This window comes from Streptomyces millisiae, assembly GCF_031845425.1.
GTDB classification, from domain to species: domain Bacteria; phylum Actinomycetota; class Actinomycetes; order Streptomycetales; family Streptomycetaceae; genus Streptomyces; species Streptomyces millisiae.
Genome location: NZ_JAVREM010000002.1, coordinates 325346 through 350553 on the forward strand (window position 1 = coordinate 325346; position 25208 = coordinate 350553).

Sequence of the window (25208 nt, forward strand, 5' to 3'; positions counted from 1 at the left end):
CGGGAGGCGGCGGACCGGTCCCGTCCCCTCGCTGGTCAGGCGTCCTTCAGGGCGACGGCGATCGCGTCGGCCAGCGGGGTGGTCGGCCGGCCGATGAGCCGGGCGAGGTCGCCCGAGGTGCCGGCGAGCAGGCCCCTGGCGATGCCGGAGGTGTCCACGTCCACGAGGATGGCGGCGAGCGGCTCGGGCAGCCCGGCGCCGGTCAGGATCGCCAGGTGCTCCTCCGGGGTGACCGGCGTGTACCGGATCTCCCTGCCGGTCTGGCGGGACAGCTCGGCCGCGTACTCGGCGAGGCTCCAGGCGGTGTCGCCGCTCAGCTCGTACACCTGGCCCTCGTGCCCCTCCCCGGTGAGCACGGCCGCCGCGGCGGCGGCGTAGTCGGCACGGGAGGCCGAGGCGACCCGGCCGTCGCCGGCGCTGGCCACCACCGCGCCGTGGGCGAGCACCGGGGCCAGCTGCTCCGTGTAGTTCTCGTGGTACCAGCCGTTGCGCAGCAGGGTGTAGGGCAGCCCGGAGGCGATGACGAGCTCCTCGGTGGCCTTGTGGTCGTCGGCGAGCGTGAAGTCGGCGGCGGGGCCGCCGAGCACGCTCGTGTAGGCCAGCAGGCCGACGCCCGCCGCCTTGGCGGCCGCCACGACGGCGGCGTGCTGGGGGATCCGCCGCCCCACGTCGGAGCCCGAGACGAACAGCACCCGGTCGCCGGCCTCGAAGGCGTTCGCCAGGCTCTCGGGGGCGCCGTAGTCCGCGACCCGCACGGTCACGCCCCGGGCCGCCAGGTCGGCGGCCTTCGCCTCGTTCCGCACGACCACGGCCACCTGCTCGGCGGGAACCTTCTCCAGCAACGCGTCGACGACCAGCCGGCCCAGCTGGCCGGTGGCGGCGGTGACCACGTACATCGATGTCTCCTCGGTGTTGTCCGTTCTGACAACCCGAGCCTAAGCTGCACGCTAACTGAGAGAAAGTACCCACTTTGAAGTAAGGTACTGGCATGACCGTAAGCTTTCCGCTCGACGTCAACGCCGCCAACTGCCCCTCGCGGGTGGTGCTCGACCACGTCACCAGCCGCTGGGGCGTCCTGGTGCTGGCCCTGCTGCTCGACACCGAGCGGCAGCGGTTCAGCCAGCTGCGCCGGGCCATCGGCGGCATCAGCGAGAAGATGCTCGCCCAGACCCTCCAGACCCTGGAGCGGGACGGCCTGCTGCTGCGCGAGGCGCGCCCGGTGATCCCGCCGCACGTGGACTACTCGCTCACCCCGCTCGGCCGCGAGTTCGCCGAGCGGGTCTGGGCGCTGACCCGGCTGGTCGAGCGGCGGGTGCCCCAGGTCACCGAGGCCCAGGAGGCGTACGACCGGGCGCGCCGGGAGCGGGAGCGGGCCGCGGCCGGCTGACCGCGGGCGAGCGCGCCCCCGACACGGCCGCCCGGCTGACCGACCGGATGTCGGTGCCGCCTGCCACAATGCTCCGCACGGCGCGGTGTGCGCGTCGGGAAGCCGGGAAAGCGCGGGAAATGCGGAGCGAGATCGTGACACAGTCCGTCGCAGGACGGTCCATCGAGGCCAGGATCGCCGAGGAGCTCGGCGTAGGGGAGGGGCAGGTCACGTCGGCCGTGGGCCTGCTCGACGGCGGTGCCACGGTGCCGTTCATCGCCCGGTACCGCAAGGAGGCCACCGGCGCGCTCGACGACACGCAGCTGCGCTCCCTGGAGGAGCGGCTCCGCTATCTGCGCGAGCTCGAGGAGCGGCGCGAGGCCGTGCTGGAGTCGGTCCGCGCCCAGGGCAAGCTGGACGCGGCGCTCGAGGCCGCCATCCGTGGCGCCGAGACCAAGGCCCGCCTCGAGGACATCTACCTGCCGTACAAGCCCAAGCGCCGCACCAAGGCCCAGATCGCCCGCGAGGCCGGCCTCGAGCCGCTCGCCGACGGGCTGCTGGCCGATCCGAGCGTGCTGCCGGCGGCCGCGGCCGCCGCCTTCGTCGACGAGGCGCGCGGCGTGCCGGACGTGGAGGCCGCGCTCGCCGGCGCCAGGGCCATCCTCACCGAGCGGTTCGGTGAGGACGCCGACCTGCTCGGCGAGCTGCGCGAGCGGATGTGGCAGCGCGGCCGGCTGGTGTCCCGGGTGCGGTCGGGCAAGGAGACCGAGGGCGCCAAGTTCGCCGACTACTTCGACTTCGCCGAGCCGTTCACCGAGCTGCCCTCGCACCGGGTGCTCGCCATGTTCCGCGGCGAGAAGGAGGAGGTCCTCGACCTCACCCTGGAGCCCGAGGAGCCGGCCGGCGAGGAGGAGCAGGGCCGCGCGGCGCCGTCGTCCTTCGAGCGCGCCATCGCCCACCGCTTCGGCGTCGTGGACCGGGGCCGTCCGGCCGACGCCTGGCTCGCCGAGACCGTGCGCTGGGCCTGGCGCACCCGGATCCTGGTCCACCTCGGCATCGACCTGCGGGCCCGGCTGCGCACCGCCGCCGAGGACGACGCGGTGGGCGTCTTCGCGGCCAACCTGCGCGACCTGCTGCTGGCCGCGCCGGCCGGCACCCGGGCCACCATGGGGCTCGACCCCGGTCTGCGCACCGGCGTCAAGGTCGCCGTGGTCGACGCCACCGGCAAGGTCGCGGCCACGGACACGATCTACCCGCACGCGCCGCACCGCAGGTGGGACGAGGCGCTCGCCAGGCTCGGCGCGCTCGCCCTGGAGCACGGCGTCGAGCTGATCGCCATCGGGAACGGCACGGCCTCCCGGGAGACCGACAAGCTGGCCGGCGAGCTCATCGCCAGGATGCCCGAGGCCGGGCTGACCAGGATGGTGGTCTCCGAGGCCGGCGCCTCGGTCTACTCGGCCTCGGCCTACGCGGCCGAGGAGCTGCCCGACCTCGACGTCTCGCTGCGCGGCGCCGTCTCGATCGCCCGCCGGCTGCAGGACCCGCTGGCCGAGCTGGTGAAGATCGACCCGCGGTCGATCGGCGTCGGCCAGTACCAGCACGACCTGTCCGAGGTGAAGCTCTCCCGCTCGCTGGACGCGGTCGTCGAGGACTGTGTGAACGGCGTCGGGGTGGACGTCAACACCGCCTCGGTGCCGCTGCTGGCCCGGGTGTCGGGCATCGGCACCACCCTCGCGGAGAACATCGTGGCCCACCGCGACCTCAACGGGCCCTTCACCAACCGTGGCGCGCTCAAGCAGGTGTCCAGGCTGGGCCCCAAGGCGTTCGAGCAGTGCGCCGGGTTCCTGCGGATCAGGGGCGGGGACGACCCGCTGGACGCCTCCGCCGTGCACCCGGAGGCGTATCCCGTGGTGCGCCGCATGGCGGCGACCACCGGCGGGGACGTGCAGGCCCTCGTGGGCAACGGCACGGCGCTGCGCGCGCTGCGCCCGGCCGACTTCGTGGACGACACCTTCGGCCTGCCGACGGTCACCGACATCCTGCGGGAGCTGGAGAAGCCGGGCCGCGACCCGCGTCCGGCGTTCCGCACCGCGCGGTTCAAGGAGGGCGTCGAGAAGATCGGCGACCTGAAGGCGGGCATGGTGCTGGAGGGCGTGGTGTCCAACGTCGCCGCCTTCGGCGCCTTCGTGGACGTCGGCGTCCACCAGGACGGTCTCGTGCACGTTTCGGCCATGTCGCGGAAGTTCGTGTCCGACCCGCGCGAGGTGGTCAAGCCGGGGGACATCGTGAAGGTGAAGGTCCTCGACGTGGACGTGGCGCGCAAGCGGATCTCGCTGACCCTGCGGCTCGACGAGGAGCCGGGCGCCGGCGGCGGGCGCGGCGGCCGGGACGAGCGCGGACCGCGTGGTGAGCGAGGCGAGCGCGGACCGCGCGGTGAGCGCGGGGGCGCCCCGAGGCAGCGGGATCGGCGCGGAGGCGGCGGTGGCCAGCGGCGGGAGGCGCCGCCGGCGAACAGCGCCATGGCCGACGCGCTGCGCCGGGCCGGCCTGGTGCGCCCGGAGCGCGGCAAGCGCTGACGAGGAGAGAACCCCCAGGGGAACAGCCCACCGGCGGCCCGGACCGACCGCGGTCCGGGCCGCCGCGTTGTGAAGTGCCCCGCGTTTTACGGCCATTCCCTTGCCAGACCGGCGGGTAACAACTTACGGTGCCGTAACCTACGGTCTCGTAGGTATTCGCGTTACCCGCCAGGAGCTTCTGTGACCTTCAGCCCCACCCCACTGACCACCTCGGACGAGTGGACGGACGTCCGTCTGATCCATGCCCTGGAGGAGGTGGTGGAGCGCGAGCTCAACCGCCACCTGGGAGTGGCCAAGGACTGGATGCCGCACGAGTACGTGCCCTGGAGCGAGGGCCGGAACTTCGACGGCCCGCTGGGCGGTGAGCCGTGGGCCCCCGACCAGTCCAAGGTGACCGACATCGGCCGCACGGCGCTGGTGGTCAACCTGCTCACCGAGGACAACCTGCCGAGCTACCACCACGAGATCGCCAGCATCTTCGGCCGCGAGGGCGCCTGGGGGAACTGGGTGCACCGCTGGACCGCCGAGGAGGGCCGGCACGGCATCGTGCTGCGCGACTACCTGCTGACCACCCGCGCCGTCGACCCGGTCCAGCTGGAGAACTTCCGCATGGCGCACATGTCGGAGGGGTTCGAGTCCGACAACGCGCACTCCATGCTGCACTCGGTGGCCTACGTGGCCTTCCAGGAGCTGGCCACCCGAATATCGCACCGCAACACCGGCCGTGAGTCGGGCGACCCGGTCTGCGACCGGATGCTGGCCCGCATCGCCACCGACGAGAACCTGCACATGGTCTTCTACCGCAACCTGCTGAAGGCCGCCTTCGAACTGGCCCCCGACCAGGCCATGCGCGCGGTCAGGGACGTGGTGGTCAACTTCCGGATGCCGGGCCACGGCATCCCCGGCTTCGAGCGCGCCGCCGCCAGGATGGCCATCGGCGGCATCTACAACCTGCGCATCCACCACGACGAGGTGCTCCAGCCGGTGCTGCGCTTCTTCAGGGCGCTCGACGTCAGCGGGCTCGGCCCCGAGGGCCTGAAGGCCCAGGAGGAGCTCGGTCGGTACCTCGACGGCCTGGACAGCGAGGCCCGGCTCTTCGACGAGCGCCTGGCCGCGCGCCAGGCCCGGCTCGCCGCGCGCGGCAAGGCCTGAGCCGCGAATCGCTCCGCCGGGCGGTGGGCCGGGCCGTCAAATCGGTTGCGCCCGCCACCCGGCACTCCCTAGGGTTCTTCCCGGCCTGTCGTCGATGTGAGGGGGCCCGTTGGACAGCTGAGGTCGCAGACACCGCGAGCCCGTCGCGCCGCGCGTTCCGAACCGGACGTGTGGTGCCGCGCCGCGCGATCGACCTCGGCTGAGCCGGCACCCGTCGCCCGCCACGCCTTCCCTTCCGATCAGCCAGTCCCGGCCGTCCCGGGCCCGGTGTCTCCGTGTGTCGCCAACCGTTCGTGACAAACACTGGAGCTCCGCGATGGCCCCGACCACCGCCCAGATCAGCTGTGTCCGCCTCGGCTACGCCTGGCCGGACGGCACCCGGCTCTTCGACGACCTCGACTTCACCGCGGGACCCGGCCGCACCGGCCTGGTCGGTCTCAACGGCAGCGGGAAGTCCACCCTGCTGCGGCTGCTCGCCGGCCGGCTCACGCCCACCTCCGGCTCGGTCCGGGTGAGCGGCGAACTCGGCTATCTGCCGCAGAACATCACGTTGGACACCGAGCAACGCGTCGACCGGGTGCTCGGCATCGAGAAGGCCAGGGCCGCCCTGCACGCCATCGAGTCGGGGGACGTGGCCGAGGAGCACTTCGCGGCCGTCGGGGACGACTGGGACGTCGAGGAGCGCACCCGCGCCACCCTGGACGGGCTCGGCCTCGCCGGCGTCGACCTCGACCGGACCGTGGGCCGGCTCTCCGGCGGCCAGACCGTGCTGCTCAGCCTCGCCGCCCTGCTGCTGCGCCGGCCCGACGTGCTGCTGCTCGACGAGCCGACCAACAACCTCGACCGGCGGGCCCGCGAGCACCTCCACGCGGCCGTGGCCGGCTGGTCGGGGGTGCTCGTGGTGGTCAGCCACGACCGTGAACTCCTGGAGCGCGTGGACCAGATCGCCGACCTGCGGGAGGGCCGGATCACCTGGTACGGCGGCACGCTCTCGGAGTACGAGACCGCGCTGGCCGTGGAACAGGAGGCCGCCGAGCGGACGGTGCGGACGGCGGAGGCCGATGTGCGGCGGCAGAAGCGGGAGTTGATCGAGGCCAACGAGAAGCTGGCGCGCCGGGCCGGGCAGGGCAGGCGGGAGGCGGAGCGCGGCGGCGCCCCCAAGATCCTGCTGGGCGCGCGCAAGCGGCGCGCCCAGGAGAGCGCGGGCCGCCACCGCGGTCTGCACGAGGAGCGTCTGGCCGGCGCCCGGGAGCGGCTGGCGGAGGCCGAGTCGGCGGTCCGCGACGACGACGAGATCCGCGTCGACCTGCCGCACACGGCCGTGCCGGCCAGGCGCCGGGTGCTCGACCTGGCGGACGTGGAGCTGCGGGGCGGCGTCCGGGCCACGCTCGAGGTGCTCGGCCCCGAGCGGATCGCGCTGACCGGCGGCAACGGCGCCGGCAAGACGACGCTGCTCGACACCGTGGCCGGCGAGTTGGCGCCGGTGTCGGGCGAGGCGCGGGTGCAGGTGCCGATGCGGTACCTGCCGCAGCGCCTCGACCTGCTCGACGGGTCGGCCAGCATCGCCGAGAACGTGCGCCGGCTGGCGCCCGGCGCCTCCCCGCAGCACATCAGGGCCCAGCTGGCCAGGTTCCTGTTCCGGAAGGACCGCCCCGACCAGTTGGTCGGCACCCTCTCCGGCGGGGAGCGCTTCCGGGCCTCGCTGGCCGCGCTGATGCTGGCGGAGCCCGCGCCGCAGCTGCTGATGCTGGACGAGCCGACCAACAACCTGGACCTCGCCAGCGTCCGGCAGCTCACCTCGGCGCTGCACTCCTACCGTGGGGCGCTGCTCGTGGTCAGCCACGACGTGCCCTTCCTGCGCGGGCTCGGCGTCACCCGCTGGCTCGCCCTGGACGGCGAGCTGACGGAGATCGAACCGCTCTGACCGCGCCGCGGCCCGCGCCCCTGACGGGGCGCGGCGCCGCACCGTACGTCGGCGGCGCCGCTCAGGTCAGCTGGTTGGACTGGAGGCGCGCGTACGCCCCGCCGCGGCGCAGCAGTTCGGCGTGGCTGCCGACCTCCTGGATCCGCCCCTGCTCCAGCACCACGATCCGGTCGGCGCCGCGCACCGTGGACAGCCGGTGGGCGACCACGAAGACGGTGCGGCCGCGCATCAGCCGGTCCATGGCCTCCTGGACCAGCGCCTCGGAGCGCGTGTCGAGGGCCGAGGTGGCCTCGTCGAGCACGAGGATCCGCGGGTCGCGGATCAGCGCCCTGGCGATGGCGATGCGCTGCCGCTGGCCGCCGGAGAGCCGGGCGCCGCGCTCGCCGACGACCGTGTCGAGGCCGTTGGGCAGCCGGTCCACGAACTCCAGGGCGTTGGCGTCGCGCAGCGCGTCGCGCACGGTCTCGTCGTCGATGTGGGGCATGCCGTAGCCGACGTTCTCCCGGATGGAGCCCTCGAAGAGCACGGACTCCTGGGGCACCACGGACAGGAAGCGGCGGTAGCTGCGCAGGTCGAGGGTGGCCATGTCGCTGCCGTCGAGCAGGATCCGTCCCGAGACCGGACGGATGAAGCCGATCAGCAGGTTGAGGATGGTGGACTTGCCGGCGCCCGAGGCGCCGACCAGGGCGACGGTCTGGCCGGGCGGCACCCGCAGGGTGAAGTCGGTGACGGCCGCCGGACCGTCCCCGTCGTAGCTGAAGTCGACGTTCTCGAAGTCGATCCGGCCCTTGACCGCCGTGACCTGCGCCTTGCCCGCGTTGACCTCCAGGTCGGGGGCCTGCAGCACCTCGCCGGCCGAGCGGACGGACTCCAGGCCCCTGGAGATGATGGGGGCCAGGCTCATCAGCATGGTCATGGAGCCGGTGAGGGTGGTGAAGAAGGTGCTGAGCATCACCACGTCGCCGGGGCTGATCGGCAGCCAGGCGTAGTAGGAGACCAGGGCCGCGCCGGCCAGGAAGCCGATGCCGATGGCCTGGAGCAGGATCCACGCCAGGGCGCCGAAGTGGCCGTTGATCAGGTCGAGCCGTATACCCGCGGTGAGCACCTGGCGCAGGGTGCCGTCGACCCGGACGAGCGCGGTGCGCTCCAGACCGTGCGCCCGGGTGACGGGGATCAGGCTGGTCATCTCGCCGACCCGGGAGGAGAGCTGCTCGACCTGACGGCGGAACCGCTCGTTGTGCGAGCGCAGCCGGCCGCGCAGCCTGCGCACCAGCAGCGTGGTGGCCGGCACCATCACCAGGAAGACGGGCAGGGCCTCCGGCACCCGCACGGCGATGACCACCAGGCCGCCGACCAGGGTGATGATGGCCCCGAGCCCGGTGTCCGCGCTCTGCTGCACCGACTGCTCGATGTTCTCGACGTCCCTGATCACCTTGGTCTGGAGGGCGCTCGCGCTGACCCGGGAGTGGTAGCCGATGGACAGCTCCTGCATCCGGCGGCAGAGCGCGGACCGCAGCCCGGTGCCGACCCGCCGGACGCTGCCGTGCATGCAGCGGACGTAGAGCAGGTGGGTCGGGTAGTTCAGCAGCAGCACGACGACCAGGACCACCGTGTTGGCGCCGAGTTGGGAGATGGGGCGGCGCTCGACGACGATGTCGATGATGTTGGCGGTGACCAGCGGTAGCAGCCAGACCGGGCTGTGCTTGACGATGAACGCGAGCACGGCGACCAGGACCCGCAGACGGGACTCCCGGAAGAGATAGGCGAGGGTCCGCACCGGATGTTCCCCCTGGTAGCGGTGCTCCAGGGGACCTTGCGGAAGAGCCATGACAGCAGCACTCCAACGTCCAGGGGAATGAGTCGGGATGACCTTGCCCCTCAGACGGCTCGAACACTCTCCGAAATGTCGATAGCGAGTGGTCTCCGCCCTATTCCGTATGGTTCGGGCTAATTCATATACATGGTGATAGTAACCATGTATGGTGCCGACCCTTTCGAAACAGTCGCTGTGTGGCTGCCCAGCGGTCCTATTTCTCAACTTGCGTATAGTCGCGACACATGCGGCGGCGCACTCCGGCGCTCGCGCCAGGGCGGTGGCCCACTACGGGTTCGCAACGGTGCGCCTCGGCCGGTCGGGTGAGGCCGGCTCGCGTGACCGCGCGGGGTGGCGCGGGCCCCCTCCGGGCGCCCTCCGAAAAAAGCTGGTCGCCGATCGGTCACAGGCGAAACGACGCGGTCGAAACCTGCCCTATTCATGACGAGTTGAGGTCACTGGGTCATGTCGCCCTGGCACATGCCAAGACTCGGAGCCATGGACAGTAGATCAGGCGCCCCGCCGCTTTCCGGGCTCCCCGCGACCTCCGGCCACGCCGGGATCTGGCGCTTCAGCGTTCCGCCGGTCGAGCACGCGGTGCCGCACGTCAGGCACGCCGTGCGCGATCTGCTCCGCCGCCAACAGGCGCCGCTCACCGCCGACCGGCTCTACGGGGTGCTGCTGATCCTCTCGGAGCTGGTCACCAACTCCGTTCGGCACGCCGCCCTGCTCACCACCGAGATCGGCGTCGAGGTCGGCTTCGACGCGCACTGGGTACGGCTCTCGGTCGAGGACGGGCACCCCTACCGGCCGCGCGCCCTGGACGCGGCGCCGGACCAGCACCACACCAGCGGGCGCGGCCTGCTCCTGGTCAAGGCGACCGCGCTCGAGGCCGGCGGGGACTGCGGGGTGGAGGCGACCGCGACCGGCGGCAAGGTGGTCTGGGCCGCGCTGCCGGTGGACCGGGCCTGAGCGCCGCCCGGCCGGCTCACCAGCCGGCGGCGGCGCCGGTCAGCTCCCTGATCGCGGGCCTGGCCGCGTCGAGCACGGTACCGAACCAGACCGAGAACGCCCGGCCGTCGATCAGCCGGCCGAGCTCGCCGGGGGTGACGAAGGCCGTCTCGCCGACCTCCGCCGGGTCGGGCCGCAGCGGCTCGGTCACCAGACCGGCGAACAGGTGGTTGTACTCCCGCTCCACCAGGCCGGATTCCGGGTCCGGGTGGTGGTAGCGGACGGTGCCGGCCTCGCGCAGCAGCGCGGGCGCCGCGCCCAGCTCCTCGGAGGTGCGCCGGGCCGCGGCCAGGAACGGCGGCTCGCCCGGGTAGGGGTGCCCGCAGCAGGTGTTGGACCAGACGCCGGGGGAGTGGTACTTGCCGGCCGCGCGGCGCTGGAGCAACAGCCGCCCGGCCGGGTCGAACAGGAAGACCGAGAAGGCCCGGTGGAGCAGCCCCGGCGCCCGGTGGGCGGCCAGCTTCTCCGAGGTGCCGATCGTCGCGCCGTCCTCGTCGACGAGCTCCAGCAGGATCTGACCGGGCTCGACGGCTGTGCTGTGGGGCATGTAGCGGGTCTCCCGGTCTTTCCTGATCACGAGGTTCGGCTCCGACCAGTGTGCCGCACCGGCTCAGTGGCAGAGACCGGCCTCGTGCGCCGCGTGCCCCCTCGGCTCCAACTGGAATGTGCAGTGCGCCACATCGAAGTGCTCGCCCAGACACCCCTGGAGGTCGTGCAGCATCCGCTCGTGCCCCACCGCGTCCAGGGTGTCCTGGTCGACCACCACATGGGCCGAGAGCACCGGCATGCCCGAGGTGATCGTCCAGACGTGCAGGTCGTGCAGGTCCTCGACGCCGGGGAGCTCCAGGATGTGCGACCTGACCTCGGCGATCCGCACGTCCTTCGGGGCCGCCTCCAGCAGCACGTCCAGTGCCTCGCGCGCCAGCTTCACGGTCCGCGGCACGATCAGCACGGCGATCACCAGCGAGGCGATCGTGTCCGCCCGCTGCCAGCCCGTGGTGATGATCACAACGGCGGCGATCACCACGGCCACCGAGCCCAGCGCGTCGGCCAGCACCTCGAGGAACGCGCCCCGCACGTTCAGGCTCTCCCGCTGCCCGCCCATCAGCAGCATCAGCGAGACGCAGTTGAGCAGCAGGCCGAGCGCGCCGAACAGCACGGTGAGACCGCCCGGCACCTCGGCCGGCTCGCGCAGCCGCTCGACGGCCTCGAAGACGATGTAGCCGCCGACGCCGAGCAGCAGCAGGCAGTTGAGCAGCGCGGCCAGGATCTCCATCCGCGCGAAGCCGAAGGTGCGGCGCTCGCTCGTCGCCCGGTTGGCGACGTGGATCGCGAAGAGCGCCAGGGCGACGCCGACCGCGTCCGTCGCCACGTGCCCGGCGTCGGCGAGCAGCGCCAGCGAGCCGGTGACCCCCGCGCCCACCACCTGGGCGACCAGCAGCACGCAGGAGAGCGCGAGGGCCCAGCGGAGCCGCCCCACATAGGCCGCTGCCGCGGTGCCGCCCGACCCCCCGTGGTGCTGGTGTCCGCCGTGGTTGTGTCCGGCTCCCATGGCCGTCGCCCTCCTGAAGTCGATCCGGCGTCGCGACCTCAGTGAACTACGGGTGGGGGGTATATGGCAACGCGGCACTGAACACCGTTGTCATTGCCCTGACCTGCGGGTTTCCCGTTCCCGGTGCGGGTCCACCGGGTCGCGGGCAAAGCCCGAGGTCAGGCCGACCCGGGGTGCCGCGCCGACCAGCCGGCCCAGGCCGAGGCGACCATCTCGGCCAGGTCGCGGCGCGCCTCGAAGCCGAGCCGGTCGCGCGCCAGCGCGGCCGAGGCCACCACCCGCGCCGGGTCGCCCGGGCGCCGGCCCACGACCTCGGGCGCCGGCTCCCGCACCCCGGTGACCTCGGCCACCAGGTCGGCCATCTCGCGCACCGAGGCGCCCCGCCCGGTGCCGATGTTCACCGTCAGGTCGCCGGCGGTCGCCGGGTCCTCGGCGCGCTCCAGGTGGCGGACCGCCGCCAGGTGCGCCTCCGCGAGGTCGGAGACGTGCACGTAGTCCCGGACGCAGGTGCCGTCCGGCGTCGGGTAGTCGTCCCCGAAGATCATCGGGGGCTCGCCCCGCGAGAGGCGCTCGAAGAACATCGGGATGACGTTGGCCGCCCCGGCGTCGGCCAGCTCGGGCCGAGCCGCGCCCGCGACGTTGAAGTAGCGCAGGCAGACCGTGCCGATGCCGTGCGCCAGTCCGGTGGACCGGACCAGCCACTCGCCGGCCAGCTTCGTCTCGCCGTACGGGTTCATCGGCCGGCACGGGGTCTGCTCGGTCACCAGGCCGCCCGTCAGGTCGCCGGCCCCCGGCATCCCGTAGACGGCCGCCGAGGACGAGAAGACGAACCGGCGCACCCCCGCCGCCACGACCGCCTCCAGCAGCACCGTGAGCCCGTGCACATTGGTCCGGTAGTAGCCGAGCGGGTCGGCCACGGACTCCCCGACCTGCTTGCGTGCCGCCAGGTGCACCACGCCCGTCACCCCGTGCTCGCCCAGCGCCCGGTCGAGCAGCGCCCGGTCCAGCACCGAGCCGACCACCACCGGCACCTCGGAGGGCAGCCGCTCGACCCGCCCCGTGGAGAGGTCGTCGAGCACCACGACCCGCTCCCCGGCGGCCCGCAGGACCTCGACGACATGTGCCCCTATGTACCCGGCGCCACCGGTGATCAGCCAGCTCATGGCCGCAGCCTAACCGTGGGCGCGCATCGTGTCCGAGCGATCGCGTAGGGTCGCATCCGCACCCGCGGCGGGGAGCGACATGAACTCCGGGTTTCCTGAGGCCAACGCCATTCTTGCCGCTGGGTTCTCATCAGATAATCTCTGCCGACGTGCGGGTCGCAGAGCGCGACCCCGCCTCAAGGAGTGAGTCAGCTGTCGACCGCGATCCTCACCGGTCCACCCGTCCCCGGGTCAACGCTCGAACACGACCTGACGGCGCTGGGATTCGCCGTGCGGGTGGCGGAGCGGCCCGCCGACCTCGCCCAGGCCTTGGCCGCGGTTCCCGCCGGGCAGCGCGTCGCCGTGGTCGACCCCCGCTTCGTCGGGCACCGGCACAGCCTCCGCCTCGGCCTCACCGACCCCCGCTTCGGCGCGGCGGCCATCCCCGGCGCGGTCACCGTGCTCCCCGGCGAGCGCGGCGCGCTGACCGCCGCCGCCACCCAGGACGGCGCCGCCCGCCCGGCCGCCGAGCAGGCCGAGGGCGGCGGCTCGGTCGCCGCCCCGCCGGCCACCGACTGCCTGCCCGACCGGCTCGCCCAGCGCGTCGAGGCCCAGGGCACCCCCGTGCACCGCCCCGAGCTCGGCACCCTCGTCGCGGCCGTCCCCACCACCGGCGCCGAGCGCGACGCGGCCGCGGCCGCCGTCGCCGGCGTCGACGAGGAGGCCGTCCGGCTGCGCACCGCCGTCAAGTCGCGGGACGGCTTCTTCACCACCCACTTCGTCAGCCCCTACTCCCGCTACCTGGCCCGCTGGTGCGCCCGCCGCGGCCTCACCCCCAACCAGGTCACCACCGCCTCGCTGCTCACCGCCCTGGTCGCCGCCGGCTTCGCCGCCACCGGCACCAGGGGCGGCTTCGTCGCCGCCGGCCTGCTGCTGCTGTTCTCCTTCGTGCTCGACTGCACCGACGGCCAGCTCGCCCGCTACTCGCTCCAGTACTCGACCCTCGGTGCCTGGCTCGACGCCACCTTCGACCGGGCCAAGGAGTACGCCTACTACGCGGGCCTCGCCCTCGGCGCCGCCCGCGGCGGTGACGACGTGTGGGCCCTGGCGCTCGGCGCCATGGTGCTCCAGAGCTGCCGCCACATCGTCGACTTCGCCTTCAACGAGGCCCACACCACCGCCCAGGGCGGCTCCTCGGGCGCCGCGTCCGCCGCCCTCACCGGCCGGCTCGACCGCATCGGCTGGACCGTCTGGGCGCGCCGCATGATCGTGCTGCCCATCGGCGAGCGCTGGGCCCTCATCGCGCTGCTCACCGCGCTCACCACCCCCCGCGTCACCTTCGTCGTGCTGCTCGCCGCCAGCGGCTTCGCGGCCTGCTACACCACCGCGGGCCGGCTGCTGCGCTCCCGCCGGCTGCCCGCCGTCGGCGAGGACGCGGCCCGCGCGCTCGTCGGCCTCGCCGACAACGGCCCGCTCGCCGAGGCCGTCGCCGCACCCCGCACCCCCGTCCGGCGACCGGCGCTCGCCGCCCCCCTCTGGGCCCTGGCCGGCACGGGCGCGCTGCTCGGCGCCCTGCTGCTGCCCGGCGTCGCCGGCGGTTGGTACGCGGTCGGCGCCGCCGCCCTCTACGTGCTCTGCGCCGGCCGCGCGCTGGCCGCCGAGCCCCGCCGCCCCTTCGACTGGCTGCTGCCGCCGCTCTTCCGGGCCGGCGAGTACCTCACCGTGCTGATCCTCGCGGCCGACGCCGCCGACCACGGGGTGAACGGAGCGTTGCCGGCTGCTTTCTGCCTGGTGGCCGCCAGCGCCTACCATCACTACGACACGGTGTACCGCCTCCGCGGCGGCGCCGGGGCGCCCCCGCGCTGGCTGGTGCAGGCCACCGGCGGACACGAGGGGCGCGTCCTGGTGGTCGCCGCCTTCGCCGCCCTCTGGGCGACCGGAGCGGGCTTCACCACCGCGCTGTCCGTCCTCGCCGGCGGTCTCGCGCTTCTGGTTCTTGGCGAGAGCATCCGCTTCTGGATCTCCTCCCAGGCACCCGCCGTACACGACGAAACAGGAGAACCCGCATGATCGGCCTCGTGCTGGCCGCCGGCGCCGGACGCCGCCTTCGCCCCTACACGGACACCCTGCCCAAGGCGTTGGTGCCGGTTGTCGAGCCCACCGACGGGGGCGAGCCGAGAACCGTCCTCGACCTGACGCTGGCCAACTTCGCCGAGGTCGGCATCGACGAGGCGGCGATCGTCGTCGGCTACCGGAAGGAGGCCGTCTACCAGCGGAAGGCCGCCCTGGAGAGCCGCTACGGCGTCAAGCTCACCCTCGTCGAGAACGACAAGGCCGAGGAGTGGAACAACGCCTACTCCCTCTGGTGCGCGCGGGACGTCATCAAGCAGGGCGTGATCCTCGCCAACGGCGACACCGTGCACCCGCCGTCCGTCGAGCGGACCCTGCTCGCGGCCCGGGGCCAGGGGCAGAAGATCATCCTCGCGCTCGACACGGTCAAGAAGCTCGCCGACGAGGAGATGAAGGTCGTCGCCGACCCGGCCACCGGCGTGCGCCGCATCACCAAGCTGATGGAGCCGGCGGACGCCACCGGCGAGTACATCGGCGTCACCCTCATCGAGCCCGAGGCCGCCGAGGAGCTGGCCGACGCGCTGCGCACCACGTACGAGCGCGACCCGCAGCTCTACTACGAGGACGGCTACCAGGAGCTCGTCAACCGCGGCTTCCAGGTCGACACCGCCCCCATCGGCGAGGTCAGCTGGGTCGAGATCGACAACCACGACGACCTCGCCAAGGGCAGGGAGATCGCGTGCCGGTACTGACCCGCCTCATCCCCTCCCCGGTCTCGGTCGACATCGCCGCCGGGGCCCTGGACAACCTGGCGGGGCTCCTGGCCGACCAGCGGATCTCCTCGTCCGGCCGGCTGGCCGTGGCCATCAGCAACGGCTCCGGCGCCACCCTGCGCCAGCGCCTCGCCCCCGCGCTGCCGGGCGCCGACTGGTACGAGGTGGCCGGCGGCACCATCGACGCCGCCGTCCAGCTCGCCGACGCCATGCGGTCCGGCCACTACGACGCCATCGTCGGACTCGGCGGCGGCAAGATCATCGACGTCGCCAAGTACGCCGCGGCCCGCGTCGGGCTGCCGATGGTCGCCGTGGCCACCAACCTGTCGCACGACGGCATCTGCTCCCCGGTCTCCATCCTGGACAACGACGCCGGGCGCGGCTCCTACGGCGTGCCCACCCCCATCGCGCTCGTCGTCGACCTGGACGTGATCCGCCAGGCGCCGGCGCGTTTCGTCAGCTCGGGTATCGGCGATGTGGTCTCCAACATCTCGGCCATCGCCGACTGGGAGCTCTCGCACCGCGAGACCGGCGAGCAGATCGACGGCCTGGCCGCCGCCATGGCGAGGCAGGCCGGCGAGGCCGTGCTCCGCCACCCGGGCGACTGCGCGGACGACGCCTTCCTCACGGTGCTCGCCGAGGCGCTCGTGCTCTCCGGCATCGCCATGACCGTCGCCGGACACACCAGGCCGTCCTCCGGCGCCTGCCACGAGATCTCGCACGCGCTGGACATCCTCCACCCCAGGCGCGCGGCGTTGCACGGCGAGCAGGTCGGCCTCGGCGCCGCCTTCGCGATGCACCTGCGCGGGGAGCGCGAGCAGTGCCGGCTGATCGTCGAGGTGCTGCGGCGCCACCACCTGCCGGTCCTGCCGGGCGACATCGGCTTCAGCACCGAGGAGTTCGTGGCGGCCGTGGCGTTCGCGCCCCAGACCAGGCCGGGCCGTTACACCATCCTCGAGCACCTCGACCTGACCACCGACGAGATCAGGGACGCGTACGCGGACTATGTCAAAGCCATCAGTAGCTGAACTCCGGCCGGTCGTGCACCCGGCCGGGGTCAAGGACCGGCGCAGCGGAGAGCACTGGGCCGGCCGCCTCTACATGCGGGAGATCTCGCTGCGCTGGACCAGGCACCTGGTCAACTCGCGGATCACCCCCAACCAGCTCACCTACCTGATGGTGGTGGCCGGCGTCGCCGCCGGGGCCGTGCTGCTGGTCCCCGGGCTCGCCGGCGCGCTGCTGGCGGCCCTGCTGATCCAGTTCTACCTGCTGCTCGACTGCGTCGACGGCGAGGTCGCCAGGTGGCGCGCCCAGACCTCGGTCACCGGCGTCTACCTCGACCGGATCGGCCACTACCTCGCCGAGGCCGCGCTGCTGGTCGGCTTCGGCGTGCGGGCCGCGGACGTCTTCGCCCAGGAGGAGGCCGCGCCCAACTGGCTCTGGGCCTTCCTCGGCACGGTGGCCGCGCTCGGCGCCATCCTGATCAAGGCCGAGACCGACCTGGTCGACGTCGCCAGGACCCGCAGCGGCCTCGCCGCCGTCAAGGACGAGGCCGCCGTGCCCCGCTCCTCCGGCGTGGCCCTGGCCCGCCGCGCCGCCGCCGCCCTCAAGTTCCACCGGCTGGTCGGCGGCGTGGAGGCCTCGCTGCTGATCCTGCTCGTCGGGATCCTCGACCTGGTCCGCGGCGACCTGTTCTTCACCCGGTTCGGCGTGGCCCTGCTGGCCGCGATAGCGGTGCTCCAGACCCTGCTGCACCTGGTGTCCATCCTCGCCTCCAGCAGACTGCGGTGACGGAGATGTCCGGGGGGATGGACGGGAACGGGGAGGCGGGCCCGCCGAGGCTCGGCGCGGTCGTCCTCACCATGGGCGACCGCCCCAAGGAGCTGCGCGCGCTGCTCGACTCGGTCGCCGACCAGCACGGCGACCCGATCGAGATCGTCGTCGTCGGCAACGGCGCCGCGCTCCCCGACCTGCCCGAGACCGTCCGCGGCATAGAGCTGCCGGAGAACCTGGGCATCCCCGGCGGGCGCAACGTCGGCATCGAGGCCTTCGGCCCCGGCGGCCGCGACGTCGACGTGCTGCTCTTCCTCGACGACGACGGCCACCTCCCGGACCCCGGCACGGCCGAGCTCGTCCGGGAGGCCTTCGCCGCCGACCAGCGCCTCGGCATCGTCAGCTTCCGCATCGCCGACCCGGTCACCGGCGTCACCCAGCGCCGGCACGTGCCCCGGCTGCGCGCCTCCGACCCGCTGCGGTCCTCCCGGGTGACCACCTTCCTCGGCGGCGCCAACGCGGTGCGCACCCGGGTCTTCCAGGAGGTCGGCGGCCTGCCGGCGGACTTCTTCTACGCCCACGAGGAGACCGACCTGGCCTGGCGGGCGCTGGACGCGGGCTGGCGGATCGAGTACCGCGCCGACCTGGTGCTGCACCACCCCACCACCGCCCCCTCCCGGCACGCGGTCTACCACCGCATGGTGGCCAGGAACCGGGTCTGGCTGGCCAGGCGCAACCTGCCGCTGCCGCTGATCCCCCTCTACCTGCTGGTCTGGCTGCTGCTCACCGTGGCCAGAACCCGCTCGCCCGCGGCGCTCGGCGCCTGGTTCCGGGGCTTCGTGGAGGGCTGGCGGACGCCTTGTGGTCGCCGGAGGCCCATGCGTTGGCGTACGGTGTGGCGCCTGACACGTCTCGGCCGACCTCCCGTCATCTGACAAGCTCGGATCTGAGACCATCCAGGAGCCGCTGCTCCGCGGCGCCATCCGCCTGCTGCCCTGCGAGGACGAGAGTTTTCAAGGTGAGTGAGACCACGCGCACCAGCGCACCCCCACATGATGTGACACTGGCCGAGCTCGCGGCCCGTCATGGTCTGTCCGTCAGTGGTGCCCGGCCCTCGTTGCCCCGGTACGTACGGCAGTTGTGGGGACGCCGACACTTCATCGTCGCCTTCTCCCAGGCGAAGTTGATGGCCCAGTACAGCCAGGCGAAACTCGGCCAACTCTGGCAGGTGTTCACGCCACTCCTGAACGCCTTCGTTTACTTCCTGATCTTCGGCCTCGTGATGGGCGGCCGGGACAACATGAAGAACGACGAGTACATCCCGTTCCTGGTCACCGGGATCTTCGTCTTCACCTTCACCCAGGCCTCGGTGATCTCCGGGGTCAAGTCGATCTCCGGCAACCTCGGCCTGGTGCGGGCCCTGCACTTCCCCCGGGCCTCGCTGCCGATCTCGTTCTCCCTGCAGCAGCTCCAGCAGCTGCTCTACTCGATGGTCGTGCTGGCCGTCGTCATGATCGGCTTCCAGCACTACCCCCGCTTCTCCTGGGTGATGATCGTCCCCGTGCTGGCCCTCCAGCTGGTCTTCAACACCGGGCTCGCCATGATCTTCGCCAGGATGGGGAGCAACACCCCGGACCTGACCCAGCTGATGCCGTTCATCCTGCGCACCTGGATGTACGGCTCCGGCGTGATCTTCCCGCTGCGCTACAAGATCGAGGGCACCGACGCGCCGAGCTGGCTGATCGACGTCCTGGAGGCCAACCCGGCCCTCGTCTTCATCGACCTCATGCGCTACTCCCTGATGGACGGGGCCTACGCCGACGGCATCCCGCAGGTGACCTGGGTCTACGCTGTGGCCTGGGCGGCCGTCATAGGAATCGGCGGCTTCGTGTACTTCTGGAAGGCGGAGGAGCAGTACGGCCGTGGCTGAATCAAACATCCCCGCTTCCAACGTCCCCGTCCGCGTGGCGGACGACGGCCGGGTGCCGACCGTCATCGCGGACGACCTGCACATCGTCTACCGGGTCTACGGCCACGGCGCCAGGGGCAACGCCACCGCCGCGCTGCGCCGGATCGTCCGCCGCGAGCCGCGGGCCCGGGTGCGCGAGGTGCACGCCGTGCGCGGCGTCAGCTTCGTCGCCTACCGCGGCGAGGCGATCGGCCTCATCGGCACCAACGGCTCGGGCAAGTCGACCCTGCTGCGCGCCATCGCGGGCCTGCTGCCGGCGGAGCGCGGCCGGGTCTACACGGACGGCCAGCCGTCGCTCCTCGGCGTCAACGCGGCCCTGATGAACGACCTCACCGGCGAGCGGAACGTGATACTCGGCGGCCTGGCCATGGGCATGTCGCGCGAGCAGATCAGGGCCCGGTACGAGGGCATCGTGGACTTCTCGGGCATCAACGACAAGGGCGACTTCATAAGCCTGCCCATGCGGACCTACTCCTCCGGCATGCAGGCCAGGCTGCGGTTCTCCATCGCCGCCGCCAAGGACCACGACGTGCTCATGATCGACGAGGCCCTGGCCACCGGCGACAAGAAGTTCCAGCGCCGCTCCGAGGAGCGGGTGCGCGAGCTGCGCGCGGAGGCCGGCACCGTCTTCCTGGTCAGCCACAACAACAAGTCCATCCGCAACACCTGCGACCGGGTGCTGTGGCTGGAGAAGGGCGAGCTGATCATGGACGGCCCGACCGACCAGGTGCTCAAGGCGTACGAGGAGGAGACCGGCAAGTAGCCGGCGACCACCCGGCCCGGGCGCGCCCGTGGCGTGCCCGGGCCGGCCTCCTTCGCCAAGCACGGCGAGCACAGGGTAGAAATACAGGGATGAGCAGCTTGGCGACGGCGAACCCGGGCACCCACGCGGTGCTCGCGAAGTCGGCACACGAGAACTTCCCGGTGGCCCCCAGGTTCCTGCCCCGCGCCTGGCGGGACGACCTGACGGCCCTCTACGGCTACGCCCGACTCGTCGACGACATCGGCGACGGCGACCTGCCCCCCGGCGGCGCCGACGCGCTGCTGCTCGGCCTCCCGGCCGACCGGACCGACGACCGGCAGGACATGCTCGACGCGCTGGAGGCCGACCTCGATCGCGCCTTCGCCGCCGCCCGCCACGAGCAGGGCCTCGGGCCGCCGCGCCACCCGCTGGTCGCCCGCCTGGTGCCCACCGTGGAGCGCGCCGGCCTCGACGCCGAGCCGTTCCGCGCCCTGATCGAGGCCAACCGCGTCGACCAGCACACCCACCGCTACGCCACCTTCGAGGAACTCCTCGGTTACTGCGAGCTCTCGGCCAACCCGGTGGGCAGGATGGTGCTCGGCGTCACCGGCACCGCCACGCCGGAGCGGATCCGCCGCTCCGACGCGATCTGCACCGCGCTCCAGCTGATCGAGCACCTGCAGGACGTCGCGGAGGACCTCGACCGCGGGCGGATCTACCTGCCGGCCGACGCCATGGCCCGCTTCCACGTCACCGAGGCCGACCTCGCGGCGCCGAGCGCCAACGCGTCCGTCCGCACCCTCGTCGCCCATCTCACCGATCGGGCACGTAGGCTGCTCGACGAGGGCGCGCCCCTGGTGGGCAGCGTCCGCGGTCGGCTGCGGCTGGTGCTCGCCGGATTCATCGGCGGCGGCAGGGCGGCCGCCCAGGCCATCGCCGACGCCGGGTACGACGTGCTGGCCGGGCCGCCCAAGGCGAGCAAGGGCGGCCTGCTGTACGCGGCGGGAACCACACTCAGAAGGGGCGCGTGAGCTCAACCTCGTGACCAACAGCCCGACCAGCAAGAACCCGTCGCCCGCCGTCGTCGCCGCCTACCAGTACTGCGAGGCGGTCGCCGGCCAGCACGCCAGGAACTTCAAGTACGGCGCCCGTCTGGTGCCGGCGGCCAAGCGGCAGGCGCTCTGCGCCATCTACGCCTTCGCCCGGCGCGTCGACGACATCGGCGACGGCGACCTCGCCGCCGACATCAAGGAGATCAGGCTCGCCGAGGCCCGCGCCCTGCTGGACCGGGTGCGCTCCGGAGGCGTGCCCGAGGACGACGTCGACCCGGTGGCCGTCGCCCTCGCCCACGCCAGCGACGTCTACCCGATCCCGCTCGGCGGCCTCGACGAGCTGATCGACGGCGTCCTGATGGACGTGCGGGGCCGCGACTACGAGACCTGGGACGAACTGCGCTCCTACTGCCGCTGCGTCGCCGGCGCCATCGGCCGGCTCACGCTCGGGGTCTTCGGCACCGTGCCGGGCGCGCGGCACGCCGAGCGCGCCGACGAGTTCGCCGACACGCTCGGCCTCGCGCTCCAACTCACCAACATCCTCCGCGACATCCGCGAGGACGCCGACAACGGCCGCACCTACCTGCCCGCCGAGGACCTGCGGAAGTTCGGACTGGTCGACGAGGACGGCTCCCCGAGCCTCGTCCCGCCCGCCGCCGGCGGGGACTTCGTCGGCCTGGTCCGCTTCGAGGTCACCCGCGCCCGCGAGCTGTTCGCCGAGGGCTTCCGGCTGCTGCCCATGCTCGACCGCCGCTCCGGCGCCTGCGTCGCCGCCATGGCCGGCACCTACCACCGGCTGCTCGACCGCATCGCCGAGGACCCGCGCGCCGTGCTGCGCGGCCGCGTCGGCCTGCCCGCCGCCCAGAAGGTCCTGGTGGCCGTGCGGGGCCTGTCCGGGCTCGACGCGCGCCGGGTCGCCGGGCGGACCCACCCGTGAGCGCCCGGCCGCGCGGGCACACCGTGGTCGTCGGCGGTGGCCTGGCCGGCACCGCCGCCGCCCTCGCCCTCGCCGACCGGGGCCGGCGCGTCACCCTGCTGGAAACCCGCCCCAGGCTGGGCGGTCTCGCCTTCTCCTTCCGCCGCGACAGCGCCGTGGGGCCGCTCACCGTGGACAACGGGCAGCACGTCTACCTGCGTTGCTGCACCGCCTACCGGGGCTTCCTCGACCGCGTCGGCGGCACCGCGCTCGCCCCGCTGCAACCCCGCCTCGACGTCCCGGTGTTCGACGCCGAGCGGCGGCGGCTCGGCCGCATCCGCCGCGCCGCCCTGCCGGTCCCCCTCCATCTGGCCGGCACCCTCGCCCGCTACCCGCACCTGCCGCCGGCCGAGCGGGCGGCCGTGGTCCGTGCCGTCGCCGCGCTGCGCCGCCTCGACCCCGCCGATCCGGCCCTGGACGACCAGGACTTCGGCGGTTGGCTGCGCCGGCACGGGCAGCGCGACCGGGGGATCGAGGCCGTCTGGGACCTGATCGGTGTGGCGGCCCTCAACGCCAGGGCCGACGACATCTCGCTCGGCCTCGCCGCCATGGTCTTCCGCACCGGGCTGCTCTCGGGACCCGGCGCCGCCGACATCGGCCTCCCCTCGGTGCCGCTCGGCCAGCTGCACGACACCCTCGCCCGCGCCGCCCTCGACCGGGCCGGGGTCACCGTGCTCACCGACACCAAGGTCCGCCGGCTGCGCGCCGCGCCCGGCGGCTGGCGGGTCACCGTCGACAGCCGGCGGCGCGGCCCGGAGCCGGGCCCCGACGAGGTCACGGCCGACTCGGTCGTCCTGGCCGTGCCCCAGGAGGCCGCGCACCGCCTGCTGCCCGAGGGCGCCCTCGCCGACCAGGGGCGGCTGCTGCGCATCGGCGACGCGCCGATCCTCAACATCCACGTGATCTACGACCGGCCGGTGCTGCGCCGGCCCTTCCTCGCGGCGCTCGGCAGCCCGGTCCAGTGGGTCTTCGACCGCACCGGCCCCGCCGGGCTCGCCGAGCGGCCGGGCCACCGCGACCAGTACCTCGCGCTGTCCCAGTCCGCCGCCCGGGACGAGATCCAGCTGCCGACCGACGTGCTCCGCAAGCGCTACCTGCCCGAGCTCGCCCGGCTCCTGCCGCGGGCCGCGGGCGCCCGGGTCCGGGACTTCTTCGTCACCCGGGAGCGCGCCGCCACCTTCGCCCCGGTGCCCGGCGTGGGCCGGCTGCGCCCCGGCCCGGTGACCAGGGCGCCCGGGCTCTACCTGGCCGGCGCTTGGACCGCCACCGGCTGGCCGGCGACCATGGAGGGCGCGGTGCGCAGCGGCCTCGCGGCCGCGCGGGCGGTGCGGATATGACGGCGCCGCCCCCCGCCACGCAGAAACCAGACTTCTCAGTGACTTCCCAAGGAGAGCTCGTGAACCCCGCAGAACCCCACGGCCATGGTGCCGCCCTGGCACTGATGGAGCGCGGGCGGGCACTGGCCGCTCCCGCGCTGCGCACCGCCGTCGACCGGCTCGCCCCGCCCATGGACACCGTCGCCGCCTACCACTTCGGGTGGATCGACGCGCACGGCAGGCCCACCGAGGCCGACAGCGGCAAGGCCGTGCGGCCCGCGCTCGCCCTGCTCTCCGCGGAGGCCGCCGGCGCCCCGGCCGAGGTCGGCGTGCCCGGCGCCGTCGCCGTCGAGCTGGTGCACAACTTCTCGCTGCTGCACGACGACCTGATGGACGGCGACGAGCAGCGGCGGCACCGGGACACCGTCTGGAAGGTGCACGGTCCCGCCCAGGCGATCCTGGTCGGCGACGCGCTGTTCGCGCTGGCCGTCGAGGTCATCCTGGAGGGCGGCACCGAGCACGCCGCCCGCGCCGCCCGGCGCCTCGCCGCCGCCAGCCGCAAGCTCGTCGACGGCCAGGCGCAGGACATCGCGTTCGAGCACCGCGAGCGGGTCAGCGTCGCCGAGTGCCTGGAGATGGAGGGCAACAAGACCGGGGCGTTGCTGGCCTGCGCCGCCGGCATCGGCGCCGTGATCGGCGGCGCCGACGACGCGCTCGCCGACGCGCTGGAGACCTACGGCCACCACCTCGGGCTCGCCTTCCAGGCCGTCGACGACCTCCTGGGCATCTGGGGCGACCCCGCCACCACCGGCAAGTTGACCTGGAGCGATCTCCGGCAGCGCAAGAAGTCGCTGCCCGTGGTGGCCGCGCTGGCCGCCGAGGGGCCGGCCGCCGAGCGGCTGACGGCGCTGCTGACGGCCGACGCCAAGAAGAGCGCGGAGGAGTTCGAGGACTTCGACGAGGCCGAGTTCGCCACCAGGGCCGCGCTGATCGAGGAGGCCGGCGGCAGGAGCTGGACGGAGGAGGAGGCCAGGCGCCAGCACCGCACGGCCCTGGCCGCGCTCGACGGCCTGGACATGTCGGGCGGCGTGCGCGACCAGCTGACCGCGCTGGCCGACTTCGTGGTGGTCCGCCGCAAGTAGCGGGGGTCAGGCCGCCGTCAGCAGGAGCTCGGTGAGCGACTCGCGGTCCGCGTCGGTGAGGCCGAGCCCGGCCGCGAGGTACTGGTCGACCCCGCCCCACCTCGCGTCGATCTGCTCGAAGGCGGCCTCCAGGTACTCGGCGCGGGCGTCGAACAGCGGCGCGAGCAGGCCCTCGACCTCGGCGAGCTCGGCCGGCGGCGCGCCGTCCCCCGGTCGCCGCAGCCGGTAACGCCGGTGCGGGGCGTTGGACTTCAGGTAGTCGGCGACGATCGCCGACCGCTCCACGCCCACGGCGAGCAGCACCAGCGCCACGGTCAGCCCGGCCCGGTCCTTGCCCGCGGCGCAGTGCAGCAGCGCGGGCACGCCACCGGCGGCCAGCGCGCGCAGCACCCGGCCGTGTTCCGCGGTGCGGCCGAGCACCATCTGCCGGTAGGAGGCGATCATCAGCCCCGGCGCCTGCCGGCCGGTCAGCTCGGCGCGCAGCTCGGCCAGGCTGCCGTCGCGCACCAGCGCCCAGAACGCGGCGCCTTCGGCCGGATCGTTCAGTGGGATGTTGACAAGGCGGACGCCGGGCAGCGGCACGTCGTGGCCGTCGAGCTCCTGGTCGGCCGCGTTGCGGAAGTCGAAGACCGTGTGCAGGCCGAGCGCGCCGAGGAACGCCTGGTCGGCCGCGGTCGCGTGGGCCAGGTGACCGCTGCGGAAGAGCACCCCGTGCCGCACCCGCCGCCCGTCCTCCGTCGGCAGCCCGCCCACGTCTCGGAAGTTGACCACTCCGGTGAGCACCGGCTCGGTGGACTGCTGCGTCACGGCCCCTCCTCGGCTGTCCTGAACGACCCCAGACCCTACGACATGGCGATCC

At 73.3% G+C, this 25208-nt stretch carries 22 protein-coding genes; 16 read left to right on the forward strand and 6 right to left on the reverse strand.

Going from position 1 to position 25208, the window contains the following annotated elements; translation table 11 throughout:
- Positions 1–35 precede the first annotated feature (35 nt).
- Positions 36–896, reverse strand: a complete 861-nt coding sequence (locus RNC47_RS03650) for an SDR family oxidoreductase (protein WP_311595422.1) — start codon at positions 894–896, stop codon at positions 36–38.
- 92 nt (positions 897–988) lie between these two features.
- On the opposite strand from RNC47_RS03650, the gene RNC47_RS03655 reads away from it, so the two are divergent.
- The 4 genes from RNC47_RS03655 to RNC47_RS03670 all read left to right on the forward strand — a co-directional run bounded on the left by RNC47_RS03655 (position 989) and on the right by RNC47_RS03670 (position 7018).
- Positions 989–1387: a winged helix-turn-helix transcriptional regulator gene (locus RNC47_RS03655; RefSeq protein WP_311595423.1), complete on the forward strand. Its 399-nt coding sequence runs from the start codon at positions 989–991 to the stop codon at positions 1385–1387.
- A 119-nt stretch (positions 1388–1506) separates the two neighbouring features.
- The gene (locus RNC47_RS03660; RefSeq protein WP_311595424.1) at positions 1507–3942 is read left to right on the forward strand and encodes a Tex family protein; all 2436 of its coding nucleotides are present in this window, start codon (positions 1507–1509) and stop codon (positions 3940–3942) included.
- 180 nt (positions 3943–4122) lie between these two features.
- Positions 4123–5094 carry an acyl-ACP desaturase gene (locus RNC47_RS03665; protein WP_311595425.1) on the forward strand — a complete coding sequence of 324 codons (972 nt, stop codon included), beginning with the start codon at positions 4123–4125 and terminating at the stop codon, positions 5092–5094.
- 316 nt (positions 5095–5410) lie between these two features.
- Complete coding sequence (locus RNC47_RS03670; RefSeq protein ID WP_311595426.1) at positions 5411–7018, forward strand: ABC-F family ATP-binding cassette domain-containing protein; 1608 nt, start codon at positions 5411–5413, stop codon at positions 7016–7018.
- A 61-nt stretch (positions 7019–7079) separates the two neighbouring features.
- Here RNC47_RS03670 and RNC47_RS03675 read toward each other — a convergent pair whose 3' ends face one another.
- A complete protein-coding gene (locus tag RNC47_RS03675; RefSeq protein ID WP_311595427.1) occupies positions 7080–8846 on the reverse strand; it encodes an ABC transporter ATP-binding protein in 1767 nt (588 codons plus the stop codon).
- Between the two features lie 483 nt (positions 8847–9329).
- Here RNC47_RS03675 and RNC47_RS03680 point away from each other — a divergent pair, with 483 nt between their 5' ends.
- Positions 9330–9803, forward strand: a complete 474-nt coding sequence (locus tag RNC47_RS03680; RefSeq protein ID WP_311595428.1) for an ATP-binding protein — start codon at positions 9330–9332, stop codon at positions 9801–9803.
- Between the two features lie 16 nt (positions 9804–9819).
- On the opposite strand, the gene idi is transcribed toward RNC47_RS03680, so the two are convergent.
- The 3 genes from idi to galE form a co-directional block, all read right to left on the reverse strand.
- The gene (idi, locus tag RNC47_RS03685; protein WP_311595429.1) at positions 9820–10389 is read right to left on the reverse strand and encodes an isopentenyl-diphosphate Delta-isomerase; all 570 of its coding nucleotides are present in this window, start codon (positions 10387–10389) and stop codon (positions 9820–9822) included.
- 63 nt (positions 10390–10452) lie between these two features.
- On the reverse strand, positions 10453–11394 hold the full coding sequence (locus RNC47_RS03690) for a cation diffusion facilitator family transporter (RefSeq protein WP_311595430.1): 942 nt from the start codon (positions 11392–11394) through the stop codon (positions 10453–10455).
- Between the two features lie 158 nt (positions 11395–11552).
- Positions 11553–12557, reverse strand: a complete 1005-nt coding sequence (gene galE / locus RNC47_RS03695; RefSeq protein ID WP_311595431.1) for a UDP-glucose 4-epimerase GalE — start codon at positions 12555–12557, stop codon at positions 11553–11555.
- Positions 12558–12749: 192 nt separating this feature from the next.
- On the opposite strand from galE, the gene RNC47_RS03700 reads away from it, so the two are divergent.
- From RNC47_RS03700 to RNC47_RS03750, 11 genes are all read left to right on the forward strand, one after another.
- The gene (locus RNC47_RS03700) at positions 12750–14606 is read left to right on the forward strand and encodes a DUF5941 domain-containing protein (protein ID WP_311595603.1); all 1857 of its coding nucleotides are present in this window, start codon (positions 12750–12752) and stop codon (positions 14604–14606) included.
- The gene (locus RNC47_RS03705; protein WP_311595432.1) at positions 14603–15358 is read left to right on the forward strand and encodes a phosphocholine cytidylyltransferase family protein; all 756 of its coding nucleotides are present in this window, start codon (positions 14603–14605) and stop codon (positions 15356–15358) included. The genes RNC47_RS03700 and RNC47_RS03705 overlap by 4 nt, the downstream gene beginning before the upstream one ends.
- Positions 15346–16407: an iron-containing alcohol dehydrogenase family protein gene (locus RNC47_RS03710; RefSeq protein WP_311595433.1), complete on the forward strand. Its 1062-nt coding sequence runs from the start codon at positions 15346–15348 to the stop codon at positions 16405–16407. The genes RNC47_RS03705 and RNC47_RS03710 overlap by 13 nt, the downstream gene beginning before the upstream one ends.
- Positions 16385–17170 carry a CDP-alcohol phosphatidyltransferase family protein gene (locus RNC47_RS03715; protein WP_311595434.1) on the forward strand — a complete coding sequence of 262 codons (786 nt, stop codon included), beginning with the start codon at positions 16385–16387 and terminating at the stop codon, positions 17168–17170. The genes RNC47_RS03710 and RNC47_RS03715 overlap by 23 nt, the downstream gene beginning before the upstream one ends.
- A gap of 17 nt (positions 17171–17187) precedes the next feature.
- On the forward strand, positions 17188–18087 hold the full coding sequence (locus RNC47_RS03720) for a glycosyltransferase family 2 protein (protein ID WP_311595435.1): 900 nt from the start codon (positions 17188–17190) through the stop codon (positions 18085–18087).
- A gap of 83 nt (positions 18088–18170) precedes the next feature.
- The gene (locus tag RNC47_RS03725) at positions 18171–19082 is read left to right on the forward strand and encodes an ABC transporter permease (RefSeq protein ID WP_311595436.1); all 912 of its coding nucleotides are present in this window, start codon (positions 18171–18173) and stop codon (positions 19080–19082) included.
- A complete protein-coding gene (locus RNC47_RS03730; protein WP_311595437.1) occupies positions 19075–19884 on the forward strand; it encodes an ABC transporter ATP-binding protein in 810 nt (269 codons plus the stop codon). The genes RNC47_RS03725 and RNC47_RS03730 overlap by 8 nt, the downstream gene beginning before the upstream one ends.
- 89 nt (positions 19885–19973) lie before the next feature.
- The gene (gene hpnC / locus RNC47_RS03735) at positions 19974–20894 is read left to right on the forward strand and encodes a squalene synthase HpnC (protein ID WP_311595439.1); all 921 of its coding nucleotides are present in this window, start codon (positions 19974–19976) and stop codon (positions 20892–20894) included.
- Positions 20895–20904: 10 nt separating this feature from the next.
- A complete protein-coding gene (gene hpnD, locus RNC47_RS03740; protein WP_311595441.1) occupies positions 20905–21852 on the forward strand; it encodes a presqualene diphosphate synthase HpnD in 948 nt (315 codons plus the stop codon).
- Positions 21849–23228 (forward strand): hydroxysqualene dehydroxylase HpnE, encoded by a 1380-nt coding sequence (hpnE, locus tag RNC47_RS03745; RefSeq protein ID WP_311595443.1) that lies wholly within the window; start codon positions 21849–21851, stop codon positions 23226–23228. The genes hpnD and hpnE overlap by 4 nt, the downstream gene beginning before the upstream one ends.
- A 104-nt stretch (positions 23229–23332) precedes the next feature.
- Positions 23333–24349 (forward strand): polyprenyl synthetase family protein, encoded by a 1017-nt coding sequence (locus RNC47_RS03750; protein ID WP_311595604.1) that lies wholly within the window; start codon positions 23333–23335, stop codon positions 24347–24349.
- 6 nt (positions 24350–24355) lie between these two features.
- Here RNC47_RS03750 and RNC47_RS03755 read toward each other — a convergent pair whose 3' ends face one another.
- Positions 24356–25156, reverse strand: coding sequence for a tyrosine-protein phosphatase (locus RNC47_RS03755; protein ID WP_311595445.1), 801 nt, complete (start codon positions 25154–25156; stop codon positions 24356–24358).
- Positions 25157–25208: the final 52 nt, after the last annotated feature.

Bases quoted from the DNA above. Each gene is read 5' to 3' on its own strand.
- RNC47_RS03680 (WP_311595428.1), top strand. From the start codon at position 9,330: ATGGACAGTAGATCAGGCGCCCCGCCGCTTTCCGGGCTCCCCGCGACC.
- RNC47_RS03720 (WP_311595435.1), top strand. From the start codon at position 17,188: ATGGACGGGAACGGGGAGGCGGGCCCGCCGAGGCTCGGCGCGGTCGTC.
- RNC47_RS03705 (WP_311595432.1), top strand. From the start codon at position 14,603: ATGATCGGCCTCGTGCTGGCCGCCGGCGCCGGACGCCGCCTTCGCCCC.
- RNC47_RS03675 (WP_311595427.1), bottom strand. From the start codon at position 8,846: ATGGCTCTTCCGCAAGGTCCCCTGGAGCACCGCTACCAGGGGGAACAT.
- idi (WP_311595429.1), bottom strand. From the start codon at position 10,389: ATGCCCCACAGCACAGCCGTCGAGCCCGGTCAGATCCTGCTGGAGCTC.
- RNC47_RS03715 (WP_311595434.1), top strand. From the start codon at position 16,385: ATGTCAAAGCCATCAGTAGCTGAACTCCGGCCGGTCGTGCACCCGGCC.
- RNC47_RS03670 (WP_311595426.1), top strand. From the start codon at position 5,411: ATGGCCCCGACCACCGCCCAGATCAGCTGTGTCCGCCTCGGCTACGCC.
- RNC47_RS03690 (WP_311595430.1), bottom strand. From the start codon at position 11,394: ATGGGAGCCGGACACAACCACGGCGGACACCAGCACCACGGGGGGTCG.
- RNC47_RS03750 (WP_311595604.1), top strand. From the start codon at position 23,333: ATGGAGCGCGGGCGGGCACTGGCCGCTCCCGCGCTGCGCACCGCCGTC.
- RNC47_RS03660 (WP_311595424.1), top strand. From the start codon at position 1,507: ATGCGGAGCGAGATCGTGACACAGTCCGTCGCAGGACGGTCCATCGAG.
- RNC47_RS03655 (WP_311595423.1), top strand. From the start codon at position 989: ATGACCGTAAGCTTTCCGCTCGACGTCAACGCCGCCAACTGCCCCTCG.
- galE (WP_311595431.1), bottom strand. From the start codon at position 12,557: ATGAGCTGGCTGATCACCGGTGGCGCCGGGTACATAGGGGCACATGTC.
- hpnC (WP_311595439.1), top strand. From the start codon at position 19,974: ATGAGCAGCTTGGCGACGGCGAACCCGGGCACCCACGCGGTGCTCGCG.
- RNC47_RS03650 (WP_311595422.1), bottom strand. From the start codon at position 896: ATGTACGTGGTCACCGCCGCCACCGGCCAGCTGGGCCGGCTGGTCGTC.